The sequence below is a fragment of the Bradyrhizobium sp. BRP56 genome (assembly GCF_020194035.1).
In the GTDB taxonomy this organism is placed as follows: Bacteria; Pseudomonadota; Alphaproteobacteria; order Rhizobiales; family Xanthobacteraceae; genus Bradyrhizobium; species Bradyrhizobium australafricanum.
The window spans coordinates 27,747-44,730 of sequence record NZ_JADYVV010000078.1; the positions used below are offsets into that span (position 1 = coordinate 27,747).

Below are 16,984 nucleotides of genomic sequence, written 5' to 3' on the forward strand. Positions count from 1 at the left end.
GGGGGAACCATGACGATCGCCGAATGGTGCGTCTTCGGGACGCTGATGCTCTCGCTGCTGACGATCGTATCGGTGAAGTGGACCGGCTTCCGCAGCTTCGACAATGCCAGGCCGCGCGATCCCGAATTCTACGACGACCCGATCCGCTCGCGGGCGCTCGGCGCGCACCAGAACGGCATCGAGGCCTTCCCGTTCTTCGCCTTCGCCGTGCTGCTCGCCGAATTCCGCATCGGCCCGCTGCGGCTGATCGACGAGCTCGCGGTGCTGTTCCTGATCGTGCGGATCGCTTACGTCTTCACCTATATCGGCAACCGCCCGACGCTGCGCTCGATCCTCTGGAGCATCGGATTCGCGATCAACATCGCGATCTTCCTGCTGCCGGCGATCAGGGGCTATCTGACGAGTTGAGCTGCTTCTTCTCCCTCTCCCCGTTCTCACGGGGAGAGGGCTGGGGTGAGGGGCCGTCTCCGCAAATTCGATGGAAGAAAGCACGCGGAGACTCCCCCTCACCCGAAATTCGCACACGCGAATTTCGCCCTCTCCCCGCAAGCGGGGCGAGGTGACTTCAAAGGCACGTCGCGCGCTCGGCCGCGACATAGCCGAACAGCAGCCCGAGCCCGAACAACAGCACGAGGCCCGCGGCGGCGAATTCCAGGCCGCGCATGATGACCATGCCGCCGCCGTCGCGCGCCGCGCTCAGCCGCTCGGCCACGCCGCGCGCCGACACCGCGACCAGCGCGATCGCCGCCACCGTGATGGCGGTGCCGAGCCCCATCACGAAAGTCGCGGCAATGCCGGCCCAGAACAGGCCCTGCGCCAGCGCGAACACCAGTACCAGGATCGCGCCCGAGCACGGCCGGATCCCGACCGTAAGGATCGCACCTAAGCCGCGCCGCCAGCCACCGGGACCAGCAAGCTCGGCCGGCGTCGGCCCGTGCGAATGGCCGCAATGCTCGTCATGGACGTGCTGCGCGTCATGCCCGTGATCGTGGCCGTGATCATGATGATGGCCATGATCGTCATGCGCGTGACGATGATGGTGATCATGACCATGGTCGTGGTGATCGTGATCAGGGTGGTCGTGCTGATGCGCGCCGGCCATCGCCAGCGTCGGGCGCGGCATCTGCAGCGCACGGAAGAAGCCGCCGCCCTTGACCCACACCAGCCGGGCGCCGAATGCCGCGATCAGCGCGTAGCTTGCGATCTCGATCGCCTTCTCCGCCCCGCACATGGTCTTCGCGGTCGCGTTGAGCAGCCAGGCACAGATGCCCACGATCAGAACGGCGACCACCGACTGCATCAGCGCCGAGGCGAACGACAGCACGATGCCGCGCCGCGCGGTCTCGCGATTGGCGACCATGTAGGATGAGATCACCGCCTTGCCGTGGCCGGGGCCGGCGGCATGGAAGATTCCGTAGGCAAAGGAGATCGCAAGCAGCGTCCAGACCGCCGAACCGTCGGATTTCGCGGCGCGGATGGTCTGGGAGATCTCGCGGTAAAACTCCGACTGTTTCGCCAATAGCCAACCGACCAACCCGCCCTGCGGCTCCGCCGCGCGCGGCGCGCCGAACGGATCTTGCGCCAGCAGCGCATGAACGGCGCCATCAAGCAATGCTATTGCAGCGACCACGGCGGCTGTGACGACGAGGCCGCGGGTCATGCGCGAGACGGTCGGCGTCATGGGCACTCCACCGAGACCTTGTTGGCGAACATCATGCCGAAATTGCCGTTGCCGCCGTCGAGAAAGGTCTGCTCGCCGAGCTTCTGCGCGGCGGCGGTGCCGTCGCTATTCGGCCGCTCGAACTGCATCTTGCAGTTCGCCGCGGCGCCGACCAGCTTGACCGGCTCCTTCTCGGCATACTGGAAGTCGATGAAATAGGTCGGGTCGAACACTTCGAGCGAGAGCTGCCTGGCCTTGAACGGCGTCTTCACCGGCAAGGTGAAGTGCAGCGTCAGCGCCGAATCCTTGTATTCGAGGAAATAGTCGACCGGCTCGGTGAACTTCTGCTTCTTGCCGTCGCCCTTGGCGAAGGTGAAGTAGGCGTATTCCTTCAGCGATTCGACATTGGTCTGCGCCAACGGCGCCAGCTCCTCGCGGCTGTAGGCGCCCTTCACCTTGGTCTCGATGCCCTGCAGCGCGTAGGTCGAGAACATGTCGTCAAACGTCCAGGCGTGGCGGACTCCGGTGATGGTGCCGTCGGGCGCGTAGATCAGCTCGCTCCTGGCGACGATCCAGACATGCGGATGGGCCTCGGCGGCCGCCGTGCCGAGCACGACGGACACCGCAAGCACGAGCCAGCCGATCAGCCGGTTCAACAACGGCCGCACCTCAGGCCGCCTCAGGCGTTTCGAGCAGGCCACGGCGGCGCAGCAGCGCGTCCGGCTCGGGCTCGCGGCCGCGGAAGGCGACATAGGCCTCCTCCGGATCGCGCGAGCCGCCCGACGAATAGATGTCGTCATGCAGCCGCTTGGCGGTCGCGGGATCGAAAATGTCGCCGGCCTCCTCGAAGGCGCCGAAGGCGTCGGCGTCCATCACCTCCGACCACATGTAGCTGTAGTAGCCGGAGGCATAGTGGTCGCCGGAGAAGATGTGGCCGAACTGCGTCGGCCGGTGCCGCAGCGAGATTTCGGCGGGCATGCCGATCTTCTCCAGCTCCTTCTGTTCGAAGGCGCGGACATCCCAGCTCGCTGCCGCCGGCTGGGTGTGGAATTCGAGGTCGACCAGCGCCGAGGAGACGAACTCCACGGTGGCAAAGCCCTGATTGAACTTGCGTGCGGCGAGGAAGCGCTTGAGCAAATCGTCCGGCAGCGCCTCCCCGGTCTGGTAGTGGCGGGCGAAGCGCTGCAGCACCTCGGGCCGCTCCTGCCAGTGCTCATAGAGCTGCGAGGGCAGCTCGACGAAGTCGGTGAACACGCTGGTTCCGGACAGTGACGGATAGGTCACGTTGGACAGCATGCCGTGCAGGCCATGGCCGAACTCGTGGAACAGGGTCCGCGCGTCGTCGGGCGACAGCAGCGACGGCGCGCCATCGGCGCCCTTGGCGAAGTTGCAGACATTGATGACCAGCGGCGCGACGTCGCCGTCGAGCTTCTGCTGGTCGCGCAGCGAGGTCATCCAGGCGCCGGACCGCTTTGACGGCCGCGCGAAGTAATCGCCGTAGAACAGCGCCTTGTGCTGGCCGTCGCGGCCCTTGACCTCCCAGACCCGGACGTCCGGATGCCACACCGGGATATCCTTGCGCTCCTCGAAGGTGACGCCGAACAGGCGGGTGGCGCAGTCGAACGCGGCCTCGATCATGTGGTCGAGCACCAGATAGGGCTTGATCGCGGAATCGTCGAAATTGGCGCGGCGCTGGCGCAGCTTCTCGGCGTAGTAGCGCCAGTCCCAGGACGCGAGGGTGAAATTGCCGCCCTCCTCCGCGATCAGCGCCTGCAGCGCGTCACGGTCGGCGAGCGCCCGGGCCCGCGCCGGTTTCCAGACCCGCTCCAGGAGGCCACGCACGGCCTCCGGCGTCTTGGCCATGGAATCCTCGAGGCGATAGGCGGCGTAGGTCGGGAAGCCCAGGATCTTGGCGGTCTCCTCGCGCAGCCTGAGGATCTCCACGATGGTCGCGTTGTTGTCGTTGGCGTTGCCATTGTCGCCGCGCGCCGTGAAGGCCTTGTAGACCTTCTCGCGCAGGTCGCGCCGCGACGAGCTCTGCAGGAACGGCTCGACCGAGGAGCGCGACAGCGTCACAATCGCCTTGCCGGGCATGCCGCGCTCTTCCGCCGCAGCCTTGGCGGCCGCCACAAATGTGTCGGAGAGGCCGGCGCGGTCGTCCTCGCCGAGCTCCATGGACCACTCCTGCTCGTCGCCGAGCAGATGGTGGCTGAACGAGGTGCCGAGATGGGCGAGGCGCTCGTTGATCTCGGCCATGCGGGCCTTTGCCGCATCGTCGAGGCCGGCGCCGGAGCGGCGGAAGCGGGTGTAGGTGCGTTCCAGCAGCCGCATCTGCTCGCCAGTCAGGCCGAGGGAGGCGCGCTTCTCGTGCAGCATGGCGATGCGGCCAAACAGCACAGCGTTCATCATGATCGGATTCCAGTGCCGCGCCATCCGGGGCGACACCTCCTTGTCGATCTCCAGGATCGCCGGGCTCGAATGCGCCGAGACCAGGTCGTAGAACACCGCCGCGACCTTCGACAGCAGTTTGCCGGAGCGCTCCAGCGCGGTGATGGTGTTGTCGAAGTCGGGCAGCGCCGGATCGTGGGTGATCGCAGTCACTTCCGCGGAATGATCGGCGAAGGCCTGCTCGAAGGCGGGCAGGAAATGCTCCGGCTTGATCTCGGCGAACGGCGGCGTCTCGAGCGGCGTCTGCCATGCCTTCAGGAGGGGGTTGGCAAGAGCCTGAGCCTTGGCGTCTGCGCTGGTTTCTGACATCGAATGTCCCGTTTTTCGCCTTGAAAATGCTGCCCAATCTATATCACGCGATACGGCATTTTTGGGCCTTTTGCGCTTGATAGATGGGCACTTTTCGGAGAGATTGCGCCCCCTGAACAGGACCTATTTCATGACCATGCAGCCCTCCACCTCAGGCAACCGCACCATCGCCTGGCCAAGCGTCATCACCGTGATCTCGGCGGCGATCCTGATCGGCGCGGAAGTGTTCGGCGCGGCGTTCGCCGGCGGCTGGGCGCTCGCGATTCTGCTCGGGCTCGACGACGTCGCCGCGCACATCCTGCAGGCGGTGCTGTTCGGCATCGGCGTGCTGATCATGATCGCCTTCATCCGCGCAGCTCAGCGCGTCGAGCCGTTCACGCGTCGCGCGTGAGTTTGAGCGATTCAAGAAAGCACTGCGGCACAAGGCTAAAACGCACACACGCTTCGTTAGTCATTCTTAACAGCCGTTCATCTTCAGCGCGTCCGACGCGTGCTGCGCGCGACATCGCAAGCACGCGTTAGGGAAATTTGCCGCTATCGCAAAAAAATTCTTGCGCCACGAAGTCAAAAGACTTATTTCCTGCCTTGCCCAATTTCGCACGTGCCTGTGGTCGTGTGTCAGTCGGTAGGTATCCGGACAAGAGGCCGGACAGCCGCCAAGGGGTGGAAGAACCGAGGGTCGCTTACGTCCATCAGGACACGAGGCGGCCAGCATCTCTCTCCAGGGATGCCGTTGAAGGTCTCACCACTCTTTGCAACCGTGACTGGCAGCCGGAGGCGAACCGGCGCACCCCGCTCTCAACGGGGGACGCGACTTAAAGCAACGACGGATCGGGCTTTTTTGGTCTCTACCGGCGGTCCAACGCCGGCCCGGGCTACTGAAAAGGCTTGTCCTTCATTGCCAGGTGATCGGGCGGGAAACTCTCCCAACCAATCCACGGCAGCACAGTCTGGTTTGAGTCTCTTGGCCTCAACGCGCCTCCATCGCGCGATGTGGCCGAAGCGCTCTTACCCGACGTCACGTTGATGCGGATCCCGTCGCTGGGACCGTTGGAGAGTGCCATGACTGAACGTATCCAGGAATTCCTGCGCCACCGCCGCCAGGATGGACTCGACACCGAGCCGTGCCTCGTCGTCGACCTCGAAGTCGTGCGCGACAATTACCAGACCTTCGCGAAGGTGCTGCCGGACAGCCGCGTGTTCTATGCGGTGAAGGCCAACCCGGCGCCCGAAGTGCTGTCGCTGCTGGCCTCGCTCGGCTCCTGCTTCGACACCGCGACGGTTGCGGAAATCGAGATGGCGCTGGCCGCCGGTGCGACGCCGGACCGCATCTCCTATGGCAACACGATCAAGAAGGAGCGCGACATCGCGCGTGCCTTCGCGCTCGGCATTCGCCTGTTCGCGGTCGATTGCGCCGCCGAGGTCGAGAAGATCGCCCGCGCCGCCCCCGGCGCCAAGGTGTTCTGCCGCATCCTCTATGACTGCGCCGGCGCCGAGTGGCCGCTGTCGCGCAAGTTCGGCTGCGACCCGGAGATGGCGGTCGACGTGCTCGACCTCGCCAAGCGCCTGGGCCTGGAGCCGTGCGGCATCTCGTTCCATGTCGGCTCGCAGCAGCGCAAGGTGAAGGCGTGGGACCGCGCGCTCGCGATGGCGTCGACCGTGTTCCGTGACTGCGCCGAGCGCGGGATCAACCTCACCATGGTCAACATGGGCGGCGGCTTCCCGACCAAGTACCTCAAGGACGTTCCGCCGGTCCTGCAATATGGCCGGTCGATCTTCCGCGCGCTGCGCAAGCATTTCGGCAACCAGATCCCGGAGACGATCATCGAGCCGGGCCGCGGCATGGTCGGCAATGCTGGAATCATCGAGACCGAAGTCGTTCTGATCTCGAAGAAGAGCGACGAGGACGAGGTGCGCTGGGTCTATCTCGACATCGGCAAGTTCGGTGGTCTCGCCGAGACGATGGACGAGTCGATCCGCTACGCCATCCGCACCCCGCATGACGGGGCGGACATGACGCCGTGCGTGCTCGCGGGCCCGACCTGCGACAGCGCCGACGTACTGTACGAGAAGCTGCCGTATCCGCTCCCGGTGACACTCGAGATCGGCGACAAGCTGCTGATCGAAGGCACCGGCGCCTATACGTCGACCTACTCGTCGGTGGCGTTCAACGGCATTCCGCCGCTGAAGACCTACCACATCTGACCCGCCTCCTTTTCGAGGCCCGATAAACCGGGAGCCGGCCCCGCCGGCTCCTCCCCGATCATTTTTGATTTTCCTGAACGACGCTTGCCGCGGCGTACGACATGCCGTTGCAAGCGGGGACTGACGTGCCATGACTGCAAAACGGAACACCCCCGTTGCCCTCATCCGAGATGCCGCCCCGTTCGCGATCCGTGCGGAGCGTGGCTCGGACGTCGTCGCACGCGAAGCGCTGCTGGATGCCTGCTTTGGCTGTAATCGCCATACGCGCACCTGCCAGCGCCTGCGCGACGGACGCGTGCCCGCCGAAGGCCTGAGCCTTGCGGCCGTGCGCCAGGACGGCCGGCTGGTTGGAACCGTGCGGTTGTGGCACGTCAGCGCGGGGGGCCGCAGCGCGCTGATGCTGGGGCCGCTGGCAGTCGACGACGACTGCCGCGGCCTCGGCGTCGGCGCCGCGCTGATGCAGCGTGCGCTGGCGGTGGCCAAGGCGCGCGGCCACGGCGCCGTGATCCTGCTTGGCGATGCGCCTTACTACGCCCGCTTCGGCTTCACCGCGGCCAAGACCGGCGAGCTGTCGCTGCCGGGCACATTCGAGCGCGAGCGGCTGCTCGGCGTCGAGCTTGTCGCGGGCGCGCTGGATGGCGCCTGGGGCATGATCACGCCGACCGGCGCGCCGCTGCCCGAGGCCAAGGCACCGCGGACGCGATCCCGGACCCGGAAGGCACCGCTCGCCGTGCCGCACGCGGCGTAAGGCGGGCCGCCATGTCGGAGCACCTTCCCATCACCGATGGCGCGCGCCCGCGTTGGCGCGGCCTCGTCACCACGGTCATGTTGATCCTGATCTCGATGATGATCGTCAGGGATATCCTGGGCCGGCGCTGGACCGGCACGCCGCCATCGCCGCCGGACACCACGCTGCAGTCCCATTAGTGCCGGCCGCACCCAGCCTGAACCAAGGGGTTGCGCAGGCGCCAAAAATGCCCGTAAACCCCGCGCAAAGCCATTTTCAGTCGAGGTCCAACATGTCCCGCCGCCTGATTTCCACCGGCTCGCCCTTTGAGAAGACCGCCGGCTACAGCCGTGCCGTGATTGACGGCGACTTCGCCTTCGTCGCGGGAACCACCGGCTATGACTACGCCACGATGACCATGCCATCAGATGTCACGAGCCAGTCACGGAACTGCTTCAAGACCATCGAGGCCGCCCTCAAGGAGGGAGGCTTTGCGATGGCCGACATCGTCCGCGCGACCTACTACCTCACCGACGCCCGTGACGTGGATGCCCATTTCGCGGTCTGCGGCGAGGTCCTCGGCGACATCCGCCCGGCCGCAACGATGCTGATCGTCGCGGGGCTCTACAAGCCCGAGATGAAGGTCGAGATCGAAGTCACCGCGAAGCGTCGCAACCCCTGATCCACTCTGTCCGCCGCTAGGCACTCTCCTGGAGAAAATGATGAGCCCCGCCTCGCAGATCTACGCGAAGATCACAGGTCCCATTGTCATGATCGGCTTCGGCTCGATCGGCAAAGGCACGCTGCCTTTGATCGAGCGGCATCTCGACTACGACAAGTCGCGCGTCACCGTGATCGACCCCAAGGACGAGGGCCGCAAGGCGCATTGCGAGAAGCACAACGTCAAATTCATCCAGAAGGCCGTGACCAAGGACAATTATCGCGACCTGCTGAGCCCGCTGCTCACTGAAGGCGGCGGCCAGGGCTTTTGCGTCAATCTGTCGGTCGATACCGGCTCGACCGACATCATGGAGCTGTGCAACGAACTCGGCGCTCTCTACATCGACACCGTCAACGAGCCCTGGCTCGGCTTCTATTTCGATTCCTCGAAGGGCCCGGAAGCGCGCTCCAACTACGCGCTTCGCGAAGTGACGCTGGCCGCCAAGAAGGCGCGTCCCGCGGGCTCGACGACGGCCGTCTCCTGCTGTGGCGCCAATCCCGGCATGGTCTCGTTCTTCGTCAAGCAGGCGCTGCTCAATGTCGCCGCCGATCTGAAGCTCAATGCCCCGAAGCCGAAGACTAAGGCCGAATGGGCGGACTTGATGCGGCAGGCCGGCGTGAAGGGCATCCACATCGCCGAACGCGACACCCAGCGCTCCAAGTCGCCGAAAGAGCCTGACGTCTTCGTCAACACCTGGTCGGTAGAAGGTTTCCTGTCGGAAGGCGTGCAGCCGTCCGAACTCGGCTGGGGCACCCATGAGAAATGGATGCCCGAGAATGCGCATACCCACGAAGCCGGCTGCGGCGCAGCCATCTATCTGATGCAGCCCGGCGCCAACACGCGCGTACGCACCTGGTGCCCGACCCGCGGCGCGCAGTACGGCTTCCTCGTCACCCACAACGAGTCGATCTCGATCGCCGATTACTTCACGGTGCGTGACGCATCTGGCACGGCGATCTATCGGCCGACCTGCCACTATGCCTATCACCCGGCCGACGACGCCGTGCTGTCGCTGCATGAAATGTTCGGCCGCGCAGCGAAGATGCAGGAAAAGCACCACATCCTCGATGAGAACGAAATCGTCGACGGCATCGACGAGCTCGGCGTGCTGCTGTTCGGCCATGACAACAATGCCTACTGGTACGGCTCGCAGCTCTCCATCGAGGAGACTCGCAAGCTCGCGCCCTATCAGAACGCCACCGGCCTGCAAGTGACGTCCGCCGTGCTCGGCGGCATGGTGTGGGCGCTGGAAAACCCGAACGAAGGCATCGTCGAGGCCGACGAGATGGACTTCGATCGTCTCCTGGAAATCCAGCTACCCTATCTCGGCCCGGTGAAGGGTTTCTACACCGACTGGACCCCGCTGACGGATCGTCCGGGACTGTTCCCGGAAGATATCGACACCAGCGATCCCTGGCAGTTCAAGAATATTCTGGTGCGCTGACCCGAAGGGTCATCCCGGGATGCGCGCTTAGGCGCGCAGACCCGGGGCCTCGAAATCGTTGCGCGAGATTCTCGGGTGCGCGAGTGCGCACCATGGTTCATCGCTGCCCCGGAATGACTTCGTCATCTCGCCATGTAGTCGAACGCGACCGAGCCGAGGCCGAGGGTCAGGTCTGCCTTGAAATGCAGCGCCGAGACCACCTCGCGCACCGGCAGGCGGGCGACGTCGCACAGCGCGTGCGGAAACAGGCCGAGCGCGGCGGGGCCGGTCCAGGCCTCCTTCAGCGTGATGTCTTCCAGATGAAACCGCACCAACTCGCAGATCCGCGGGCTGCCGTCGACATGCGGGATGATCTTCAGAATGAAGTTCGGCGCCGTCATCGATTTCAGCACGGTGTCGAGGTCGACCTTGCGGTGCTTGTAGCCCATGGTGGCGGAGGCGCAGAGCACCGAGCCGTAATGCAGCGAGCCGACCAGCACATCGCTCTCGACCTCGATCCTGGGCTTTGCCAGCTTCTTCGGAAATCCCCACAGCTCGCGGCCGCCGGCGATCGGGCCTTCGTCGTCTAAGTACATCGCGTGGGTGTAGGCGCCCTCCTCGCCCCTGAAGCGAACCGGGATCACCTGCCCGGTCTCGGTGTAGTCGCCGAAACCGGTCGAGTCCGGCATGCGGATGAACTCGTACTTCACCACCGGCTCGGCGACCTCGAGCGGCTCCGGCACCACGGCGGCGAGCGCTTCCGGGTCGGTCTTGTAGGTGATGATGAAATATTCGCGGTCGAAGAACCGGTAGGGCCCCGGCGGAAACGACGGGTTGGTAAGCGGCATCGAATAGGCGGTGCGCCGGACGTCCTCGATCTTCATGGCAGGCCCCATCTGTCGTTGGCGAGAGGACAGATTATGGAGGGCGCCCGCGGCGGAGGCGAGACCGTATAATCGGCAGCGTCCGTCAAATCCGCGTCACAATGCGGGCCGCGGCGCGCTTACTTTTTCTCGATCGGCGGCGCGGTCTTCTCCGCGGGCGCGGGCGGCAGCACCGGCTTGGCGCCGGCCTTCCGTGCCTCATCGTCGGGACGCGCGGGCTGCGGCGCCGGCGTGGTCGGCCGCTCACCGCCCGGCTTCGACTCGGCCGGCGGCGCCGTCTGCTGCGGCTCGGGCGTCGGCGTCGGTTGCAGCGGCTGGGTCGCCTGCGCGATCTCCTGCGGCGGAGCGGCATTGATCGCGTGCAGCGAAAGCACCGCGATCGCAACGCCCGCTGCCACCAGCGTCGAGGCGATCAGCATGTCGATTCGCAACCTGGTCCGATCCACAGCCATCTCGTTCACCTGCGCCTTGTCCGCGGGGTCAACGATCCCGCCACGGCATGGTTCCGAAGCGGTGCTTGCGGGAACCTCGGCTCAATCCGTGGTGCTGACCTCCCAGGTCGCGTGCCGCACGCCGGGCTGATGCTGCAGGTCCACCACCACGGAATTCAACTCGTTGGGTTCGACCGCGGTCGAGACCAGCGTCGCCACGATCTCGAGGAAGTCGTCGCCGGCCTCGACCACGTCGACATCGGCAACAGGGTAGTTCGCTGCCTCCAGCTTCTCGACCAGGCGATCGCGCATGTCCGGCAGCGCTTCCGGGGTAACCGCGAGCTTGAAGTAGTAGGTCGCCTCCGAGGCCTTCTCGTTCAGCGGGATGCGGTTGATGGCGGACGCAGCAGCGTGTTGCCGGCGATCACGAACACGGTCAGCGCCGCCGCCTGCGCCACGAGGTCGGCACCGGCGCAGGAGCCGACCGCGGCCGAGGCCCACAGCGTGGCCGCGGTGTTGAGGCCGCGCACATCCATGCCCTGCTTCATGATGACGCCGGCGCCGAGGAAGCCGATCCCCGACACCACATAGGCGATCACCCGCACCGCTCCGTCGGCGCCGGCCAGATGCATCGCGAGGTCGACGAAGGCGGCAGCGCCGACCGCGACCAGCACATTGGTGCGCAGACCCGCGGTGCGCTGTCGGTACTGCCGCTCAGCGCCGATCAGGGTGCCGAATACAAAGGCCGTGGTCAGGCTGACCAGCGTGTCGATGAAGTCGGCGAGCTGGAACGTGGTGAGAAATCGCATGACGCTGCGGCTCCGGCGCGAGCTTCGTCTTTTGACGCGTTTTCTTCACGCGAACCGGTACCCACTTCGCTCGAAAACGCTTCGTCTGCCGCGATCTCTTACATTTCCACGATGCCCGCGTCACCATCTTCCGTGCCGAAGGCGAGCAGCGTGCCCTTGGCATTCCATCCGAGCGCCGACACCGCCGTGCCGGCGTTCCGGCGCACCAGGATCTCGGCGCCGTCCTCGAGCCGGACCATCAGCACGGTGCCGTCGGCATAGCCGACCGCCATGATGTCGTTCTTCGGATGGCAGGCGACCACGGCGACCCGCGCCGGCATCGGCGCCAGCATCGCCGGCTCCTTGCCCATCGGGCCGTCCTTGCTGGTGAACGGCCAGACGATCACGGTATCGGCGCCCGAGGTCGCGAGCCCCTTGCCGCCGACGCTCCAAGACATCGAGCGGACGCGGCCGGGATAGCCGCTCATCCGCATATGCCGGTTGTCGGCGAGCCGCCAGCCATGCATCGCGGGCTCGTGCATCGCAGTGACGAGGAATTTGTTGTCCGGGCTGAACATGACGGCGAGATGCGAGCCGGCCCATTCCAGAAACTCCGGATTGGCCGCCATGTTGGGAAACCACAAGGTCACGCCGTTGTAATGCGCGATCGCAAGCCGCAGGCCCTTCGGCGCAAAAGCAAGCCCGCCGACGGTCGACGGTACCTCGAAGGTTTTCTCCTCGCCCTTGGGATTGCGCACGAACGCGGTCTTGCCCGCCGACCACGCCAGCGTGCCGTCGCTGTGCAGGGCGACGTTGTCGATCCAGCGCCGCTTGGCGTCGGTCGCAATGACAGAGGTCTCGCCCTTGGCGTCGATCGCGATCAGCTTGCCGTCGTCACCGCCGGTGACGAGCCGCTTACCGTCGGAGGCGGCGCACAGGATGGCGCCGAAATGCGTCTGCGTCCGCGTGATCTCGCCGTCGGCGGTCGCGATCGCAACGCCCTCCTCGGAGCCGACGAAGAACGCGCGGTCGCCGAGGAAATGCACCGAGCTCACCGCCGCGCCGAGCGGCAGCGGCTTGACGCGGTCGGTGATCGAAACGATGGAAGAAGGGGCCCCGCCCGGATCGAACTCTTTCATCACGTGGTGATGCACTGCTCGAAGCCGTCGCGGATCGCCTGCTCGGGCAGTTCGCGACCGATGAACACGACGCGGCTCTCGCGCTTCTCGCCGTCCTTCCATTTCCGCTGATGGTCGCCCTCCAGCATCATGTGGACGCCCTGGAACACGTAGCGGTCGTCATCGCCGGTGAAGGCGAGGATGCCCTTCGAGCGCAGGATCTTCTGGCCCTCGGTGGCGACGAGCTGCTGCAGCCAGGGCATGAACTTGGTCGGGTCGAGCGGCTTCTCCGAACGCAGCGACAGCGATTGCATGTCCTCGTCGTGATAATGCTTCAACCCGGCATGGCCGTGCTCGTGATCATGGTGGTGGTGATTATGATCATGGTGATGATGATCGTGATCATGGTCGTGATCGTCGCCGGCCTCGAGGAAATCCGGCTCGATCTCCAGGATGCGGTCGAGATCGAACGCGCCGCGCTCCAGCACGTCGGTCAGCCCGACCTGGCAACGCTCGGTGCGGTGCAGCTTGGCATAGGGATTGATGCCACGGATGCGGGCTTCGACCTCGGCGAGCTCGGGCTTGGAGACCAGGTCGGTCTTGTTCAGCACGATGACGTCGGCGAACGCGATCTGGTTCTTGGCTTCCGGCGCGTCCTTGAGGCGGTCACTCAGCCATTTGGCATCGGCGACGGTCACGACCGCGTCGAGCCGGGCGTTCTTCTGCACGTCCTCGTCGACGAAGAAGGTCTGCGCGACCGGCGCGGGATCGGCAAGGCCGGTGGTCTCGACGATGATGGCGTCGAACTTGCCCTTGCGCTTCATCAGGCCGTCCATGATGCGGACGAGGTCGCCGCGCACCGTGCAGCAGACGCAGCCATTGTTCATCTCGAACACTTCCTCATCGGCGCCGATGATGAGGTCGTTGTCGATGCCGATCTCGCCGAATTCGTTGACGATGACGGCGTATTTCTTGCCGTGGTTTTCCGACAGGATGCGGTTCAACAGCGTGGTCTTGCCGGCGCCGAGATAGCCCGTCAGCACGGTCACAGGAATTTTTTGCGAAGCTTCAGCCATAACAACTCCGAAGGAACTTGGGGCCGCGCTCAATCCAGACAGGGAGGCCCCTGCCCTACTCGGCGAGCGCGCTGGTCAGGGCCTTTATATTGTGCCTGACCATATCAATGTAAGTGGGTGCATCGCCCTTTTCGGCCGTCAAACCGTCCGAATACAGGGTGCCGCCGACCCGGGCGCCGGTCTCGGCCGCGATCCGCTCGATCAGGCGGGGATCGCTGATATTTTCGAGAAAAACTGCCGGAATTTTCGCAACCTTGATCTGGGCGATGATGGCGGCGATATCGCGCGCGCTGGGCTCGGAATCCGTGGACACGCTGAGCGGCGAGAAGAACGTGACGCCGTAGGCGTCGGCGAAATAGCCGAAGGCGCCATGGGTCGAGATCACCTTGCGCCGCGCCTCCGGCACTTTCGCCACCGCCTCATGCACCTCGCGGTCGAGCGCCTCGAGCTTGGCCAGATAGGCGTCGGCATTGGCCTTGAAGATGGCTGTGTGGTCGGGGGCCGCGGCGATCAGCCCGTCGCGAATATTGACGACGTAGATCTTCGCATTGGCCACGGATTGCCAGGCATGCGGATCGTCATGGCCGCCCATCTTCCGTGGCATGATCCCCTTGGTCGCCACCGCGACCGGCGCCTTGCTGCCCGAGGCCTGCAGCAGCCGCGGCATCCAGCCCTCGAAGCCGAGACCGTTGATCACCACGAGCTTGGCGTCGGCGACCTTCTTGGCATCCGCCGGCGTCGGCGCGTAGACATGCGCGTCGCCGTCGGGCCCGACCAGCGCCGTCACGTCGACATTATTGCCGCCGACATTGCGCACCATGTCGGCGAGGATCGAGAAGCTCGCGACGACATTGATGCGCTCGGCGGCGCGCGCCGGTCCACTCGCCAGCAGCAGCGCCAGACCAATCAAACCGAACAATCGCCGCATCGTACTCACGCCTCGAGATGGCGGCCGGGAAACAGCTGCCGCACCAAGCCGCTGACATTGCCGAACAGCAGCGACACAATATAGAGCCCCGCCGCGACCAGGATGATCGCCGGGCCGGAGGGAATCCGGGTCTGGTACGACAGCACCAGTCCGGCATAGCCCGACAGCATCGCGCTCGCCACCGCGATGCAGATCATGGTGGTGATGTCGCGCGACCAGAACCGCGCAATGCCCGCGGGCAGGATCATCAGTCCGACGCCGAGCAGCGTGCCGAGCGCGTGGAAGCCGTTGACGAGGTTGACCACGACCAGCGCGAGGAAGGCGAGATGCGCCGGCGCGCCGGCCCGGCTCACGGTGCGCAGGAATACCGGATCGACGCATTCGATCACCAGCGGGCGATAGATCACCGCGAGCACCAGGAGCGTGAGGGTGGCGTTGAACGCGATCACCAGCAGGGTCTGGTCGTCCATCGCCAGGATGTTGCCGAACAGCACGTGCAGCAGGTCGATATTGGTGCCCTTGATCGAAACAATCGTGACGCCGAGCGCGAGCGAGACCAGATAGAAGGTCGCAAGCGAGGCGTCCTCCTTCAATTCGGTGGTGCGGGCGACGAGGCCGGCGAGCAGCGCCACGGCAAAGCCCGCGATCAGGCCGCCGGTCGTCATCGCGAACAGGTTGAGCCCGGACAGCAGGAAGCCGATCGCCGCCCCCGGCAGGATCGCATGCGCCATGGCGTCGCCGACCAGGCTCATCCGCCGCAGCATCAGGAACACGCCGATCGGCGCACCGCCGAGCGACAGCGCGATCACCGCCGCCAGCGCGCGGCGCATGAACTCGAATTCGGTGAAGGGCGTGACCAGCGCGTCGGATAGCATCGGCGTCAGGCGGCCCGCGAGCGTGGATCGGCGGCGCAGGCCGCGGCGCTGTCGTCGAACGCCTCGCACATCCGCATCGCGACCATCAGATTGTCGGCCGTCAGCGCCTCGGCGGTCGGTCCCCATTCGACCGGGCCGCGCGCCAGCAGCAGCGTCTCCGGGAAATTGTTGCGCACCATGTCGAGGTCGTGCAGCGCCGCCAGCACGGTGCGCCCCTCGCCGTTCCAGCGCTTCACCAGCGCCAGCAGGTCGGCGGTGGTCTTGGCGTCGATGGCGTTGAACGGCTCGTCGAGCACGATCAGCCGGGCGTCCTGCAACAGCACGCGCGCGAACAGCATGCGCTGGGTCTGGCCGCCGGACAGCGTGCCGATCGGGCGGTTCTCGAAGCCGTTGAGGCCGACCGCGGCGAGCGCCGCCAAGATCTTCTCGCGCGCGGCCTTGCCGATGCCGCCGAAGAAGCCGGTGGAGCGCCACAACCCGGTGCCGACGAAATCGAACACCGAGATCGGGAAGCTGCGGTCGATGTCGGCAGATTGCGGCAGATAGGCGATGTCGCGATGATCCAGCCCGTCGAGATCGATCACGCCCGACAGCGGCTTGAGCACGCCGGCGATGCCGCGCAGCAGGGTCGACTTGCCGGCGCCGTTCGGGCCGATCACGGCGAGCAGCGCACCCGCCTCGACGGCGCCATTGAGATGATGCACCGCCGGGTGGCGGTCATAACCGAGCGTGACGTCACGGAAGGTAACAAGAGCAGCCACCGGTCTCACCTCATCGCCAGCCAGACGACAGCCCACAGGCAGGCACTGACCGCGAGCGCCGCGAGCAGTCGGCCCGGCACGGGCATGCGCAGGATCGACCAGTACGCGGCCTGCGCCGGATGCGCGTGCGGGGCGTGGCTGTGCCCGTGGGGGGCGTGGCCGTGATGGTGGTCCTCGTGGGTGTGCGTATGCGCCATGGAACGACTGTTATATTATAACATAACGCGAGTCTACAAAGGAGGAACTCATGGCGGACCCGCAAAACCGGGGAGATTTGAGCCGCGGCGGGGGGCAGGTCGCTTGTCTACTAGCTTGTCTATGTGAGCTAGACCCAAAGCTGCCATTCCCGTCACCCTGAGGTGCGAGCAGAGCGAGCCTCGAAGGGCGACGGCCCGGCTGGTGGCCGTGCATCCTTCGAGGCTCGCAAGAGCTCGCACCTCAGAGTCTGACTCATAAATCACCCAACCTTAGCTGCAGCCGCGAGTCTGCGGGTCAGGAGCCTCATGTGTGCAATCAGCAGCCAGGCAGCTTCGGTTGCCACCGTCGCCTCGAAGTCCTTGGCGAGGCGGCGGCATCTGCCGAACCAAGCGAATGTGCGTTCAACCACCCACCGCCTCGGCAGAAGCTGGA

The 16,984-nt window shown here is 65.5% G+C and carries 19 protein-coding genes and 1 pseudogene; 7 read left to right on the top strand and 13 right to left on the bottom strand.

Going from position 1 to position 16,984, the window contains the following annotated elements:
• Positions 1-9: 9 nt before the first annotated feature.
• Positions 10-408, top strand: a complete 399-nt coding sequence (locus I6F38_RS36780) for an MAPEG family protein (RefSeq protein WP_225163843.1) — start codon at positions 10-12, stop codon at positions 406-408.
• Positions 409-565: 157 nt separating this feature from the next.
• Here the strand turns inward: I6F38_RS36780 and I6F38_RS36785 are convergent, their stop codons facing one another.
• Genes I6F38_RS36785 through I6F38_RS36795 form a run of 3 tightly spaced genes read right to left on the bottom strand, consistent with a single transcriptional unit; the run spans position 566 to position 4,417 of the window.
• Complete coding sequence (locus tag I6F38_RS36785; protein WP_225163844.1) at positions 566-1,681, bottom strand: nickel/cobalt transporter; 1,116 nt, start codon at positions 1,679-1,681, stop codon at positions 566-568.
• Entirely contained in the window at positions 1,678-2,319 is a 642-nt protein-coding gene (locus I6F38_RS36790; RefSeq protein WP_225163852.1) for a DUF1007 family protein, read from the bottom strand. The genes I6F38_RS36785 and I6F38_RS36790 overlap by 4 nt, the downstream gene beginning before the upstream one ends.
• A 10-nt stretch (positions 2,320-2,329) precedes the next feature.
• Positions 2,330-4,417: a M3 family metallopeptidase gene (locus tag I6F38_RS36795; protein ID WP_225163845.1), complete on the bottom strand. Its 2,088-nt coding sequence runs from the start codon at positions 4,415-4,417 to the stop codon at positions 2,330-2,332.
• Between the two features lie 136 nt (positions 4,418-4,553).
• Between I6F38_RS36795 and I6F38_RS36800 the strand changes: the two genes are divergently transcribed.
• From I6F38_RS36800 to I6F38_RS36825, 6 genes are all read left to right on the top strand, one after another.
• Positions 4,554-4,808 carry a hypothetical protein gene (locus tag I6F38_RS36800; RefSeq protein ID WP_170991409.1) on the top strand — a complete coding sequence of 85 codons (255 nt, stop codon included), beginning with the start codon at positions 4,554-4,556 and terminating at the stop codon, positions 4,806-4,808.
• A 671-nt stretch (positions 4,809-5,479) separates the two neighbouring features.
• A complete protein-coding gene (locus I6F38_RS36805; protein ID WP_057016239.1) occupies positions 5,480-6,622 on the top strand; it encodes a type III PLP-dependent enzyme in 1,143 nt (380 codons plus the stop codon).
• A 130-nt stretch (positions 6,623-6,752) separates the two neighbouring features.
• Positions 6,753-7,370, top strand: coding sequence for an N-acetyltransferase (locus I6F38_RS36810; RefSeq protein ID WP_225163846.1), 618 nt, complete (start codon positions 6,753-6,755; stop codon positions 7,368-7,370).
• An 11-nt stretch (positions 7,371-7,381) separates the two neighbouring features.
• Positions 7,382-7,549 carry a hypothetical protein gene (locus I6F38_RS36815; protein ID WP_225163847.1) on the top strand — a complete coding sequence of 56 codons (168 nt, stop codon included), beginning with the start codon at positions 7,382-7,384 and terminating at the stop codon, positions 7,547-7,549.
• Between the two features lie 92 nt (positions 7,550-7,641).
• Positions 7,642-8,031 (top strand): RidA family protein, encoded by a 390-nt coding sequence (locus tag I6F38_RS36820; protein ID WP_028332860.1) that lies wholly within the window; start codon positions 7,642-7,644, stop codon positions 8,029-8,031.
• Positions 8,032-8,071: 40 nt separating this feature from the next.
• The gene (locus I6F38_RS36825) at positions 8,072-9,514 is read left to right on the top strand and encodes a homospermidine synthase (protein ID WP_028341360.1); all 1,443 of its coding nucleotides are present in this window, start codon (positions 8,072-8,074) and stop codon (positions 9,512-9,514) included.
• Between the two features lie 122 nt (positions 9,515-9,636).
• Here I6F38_RS36825 and I6F38_RS36830 read toward each other — a convergent pair whose 3' ends face one another.
• The 10 genes and pseudogenes from I6F38_RS36830 to I6F38_RS36875 form a co-directional block, all read right to left on the bottom strand.
• Positions 9,637-10,377 carry an acetoacetate decarboxylase gene (locus I6F38_RS36830; protein ID WP_212055965.1) on the bottom strand — a complete coding sequence of 247 codons (741 nt, stop codon included), beginning with the start codon at positions 10,375-10,377 and terminating at the stop codon, positions 9,637-9,639.
• A gap of 119 nt (positions 10,378-10,496) precedes the next feature.
• A complete protein-coding gene (locus I6F38_RS36835; protein ID WP_092087548.1) occupies positions 10,497-10,829 on the bottom strand; it encodes a hypothetical protein in 333 nt (110 codons plus the stop codon).
• Positions 10,830-10,910: 81 nt separating this feature from the next.
• A pseudogene (locus I6F38_RS36840) lies at positions 10,911-11,617 on the bottom strand (MgtC/SapB family protein).
• A gap of 98 nt (positions 11,618-11,715) precedes the next feature.
• Positions 11,716-12,735, bottom strand: a complete 1,020-nt coding sequence (locus I6F38_RS36845; RefSeq protein WP_225163848.1) for a WD40 repeat domain-containing protein — start codon at positions 12,733-12,735, stop codon at positions 11,716-11,718.
• On the bottom strand, positions 12,735-13,790 hold the full coding sequence (locus I6F38_RS36850; RefSeq protein WP_225163849.1) for a GTP-binding protein: 1,056 nt from the start codon (positions 13,788-13,790) through the stop codon (positions 12,735-12,737). Before I6F38_RS36850 ends, I6F38_RS36845 begins: the two co-directional genes overlap by 1 nt.
• Positions 13,791-13,845: 55 nt before the next feature.
• The gene (locus I6F38_RS36855; protein ID WP_225163850.1) at positions 13,846-14,718 is read right to left on the bottom strand and encodes a metal ABC transporter substrate-binding protein; all 873 of its coding nucleotides are present in this window, start codon (positions 14,716-14,718) and stop codon (positions 13,846-13,848) included.
• Positions 14,719-14,723: 5 nt separating this feature from the next.
• Complete coding sequence (locus tag I6F38_RS36860; RefSeq protein WP_016842589.1) at positions 14,724-15,593, bottom strand: metal ABC transporter permease; 870 nt, start codon at positions 15,591-15,593, stop codon at positions 14,724-14,726.
• 5 nt (positions 15,594-15,598) lie between these two features.
• The gene (locus I6F38_RS36865) at positions 15,599-16,354 is read right to left on the bottom strand and encodes an ABC transporter ATP-binding protein (RefSeq protein ID WP_028332852.1); all 756 of its coding nucleotides are present in this window, start codon (positions 16,352-16,354) and stop codon (positions 15,599-15,601) included.
• Between the two features lie 5 nt (positions 16,355-16,359).
• Entirely contained in the window at positions 16,360-16,551 is a 192-nt protein-coding gene (locus I6F38_RS36870) for a hypothetical protein (protein ID WP_225163851.1), read from the bottom strand.
• Positions 16,552-16,811: 260 nt separating this feature from the next.
• Positions 16,812-16,984 (bottom strand): transposase (locus I6F38_RS36875; protein WP_225162452.1); only part of this gene is annotated, 173 nt, incomplete at its 5' end.

What these genes read in the sequence shown, in the direction of transcription:
- I6F38_RS36780 (WP_225163843.1), top strand. Translation starts at nt 10, where the DNA reads ATGACGATCGCCGAATGGTGCGTCTTCGGGACGCTGATGCTCTCGCTG.
- I6F38_RS36785 (WP_225163844.1), bottom strand. Translation starts at nt 1,681, where the DNA reads ATGACGCCGACCGTCTCGCGCATGACCCGCGGCCTCGTCGTCACAGCC.
- I6F38_RS36795 (WP_225163845.1), bottom strand. Translation starts at nt 4,417, where the DNA reads ATGTCAGAAACCAGCGCAGACGCCAAGGCTCAGGCTCTTGCCAACCCC.
- I6F38_RS36800 (WP_170991409.1), top strand. Translation starts at nt 4,554, where the DNA reads ATGCAGCCCTCCACCTCAGGCAACCGCACCATCGCCTGGCCAAGCGTC.
- I6F38_RS36805 (WP_057016239.1), top strand. Translation starts at nt 5,480, where the DNA reads ATGACTGAACGTATCCAGGAATTCCTGCGCCACCGCCGCCAGGATGGA.
- I6F38_RS36810 (WP_225163846.1), top strand. Translation starts at nt 6,753, where the DNA reads ATGACTGCAAAACGGAACACCCCCGTTGCCCTCATCCGAGATGCCGCC.
- I6F38_RS36815 (WP_225163847.1), top strand. Translation starts at nt 7,382, where the DNA reads ATGTCGGAGCACCTTCCCATCACCGATGGCGCGCGCCCGCGTTGGCGC.
- I6F38_RS36820 (WP_028332860.1), top strand. Translation starts at nt 7,642, where the DNA reads ATGTCCCGCCGCCTGATTTCCACCGGCTCGCCCTTTGAGAAGACCGCC.
- I6F38_RS36825 (WP_028341360.1), top strand. Translation starts at nt 8,072, where the DNA reads ATGAGCCCCGCCTCGCAGATCTACGCGAAGATCACAGGTCCCATTGTC.
- I6F38_RS36830 (WP_212055965.1), bottom strand. Translation starts at nt 10,377, where the DNA reads ATGAAGATCGAGGACGTCCGGCGCACCGCCTATTCGATGCCGCTTACC.
- I6F38_RS36835 (WP_092087548.1), bottom strand. Translation starts at nt 10,829, where the DNA reads ATGGCTGTGGATCGGACCAGGTTGCGAATCGACATGCTGATCGCCTCG.
- I6F38_RS36845 (WP_225163848.1), bottom strand. Translation starts at nt 12,735, where the DNA reads ATGAAAGAGTTCGATCCGGGCGGGGCCCCTTCTTCCATCGTTTCGATC.
- I6F38_RS36850 (WP_225163849.1), bottom strand. Translation starts at nt 13,790, where the DNA reads ATGGCTGAAGCTTCGCAAAAAATTCCTGTGACCGTGCTGACGGGCTAT.
- I6F38_RS36855 (WP_225163850.1), bottom strand. Translation starts at nt 14,718, where the DNA reads ATGCGGCGATTGTTCGGTTTGATTGGTCTGGCGCTGCTGCTGGCGAGT.
- I6F38_RS36860 (WP_016842589.1), bottom strand. Translation starts at nt 15,593, where the DNA reads ATGCTATCCGACGCGCTGGTCACGCCCTTCACCGAATTCGAGTTCATG.
- I6F38_RS36870 (WP_225163851.1), bottom strand. Translation starts at nt 16,551, where the DNA reads ATGGCGCATACGCACACCCACGAGGACCACCATCACGGCCACGCCCCC.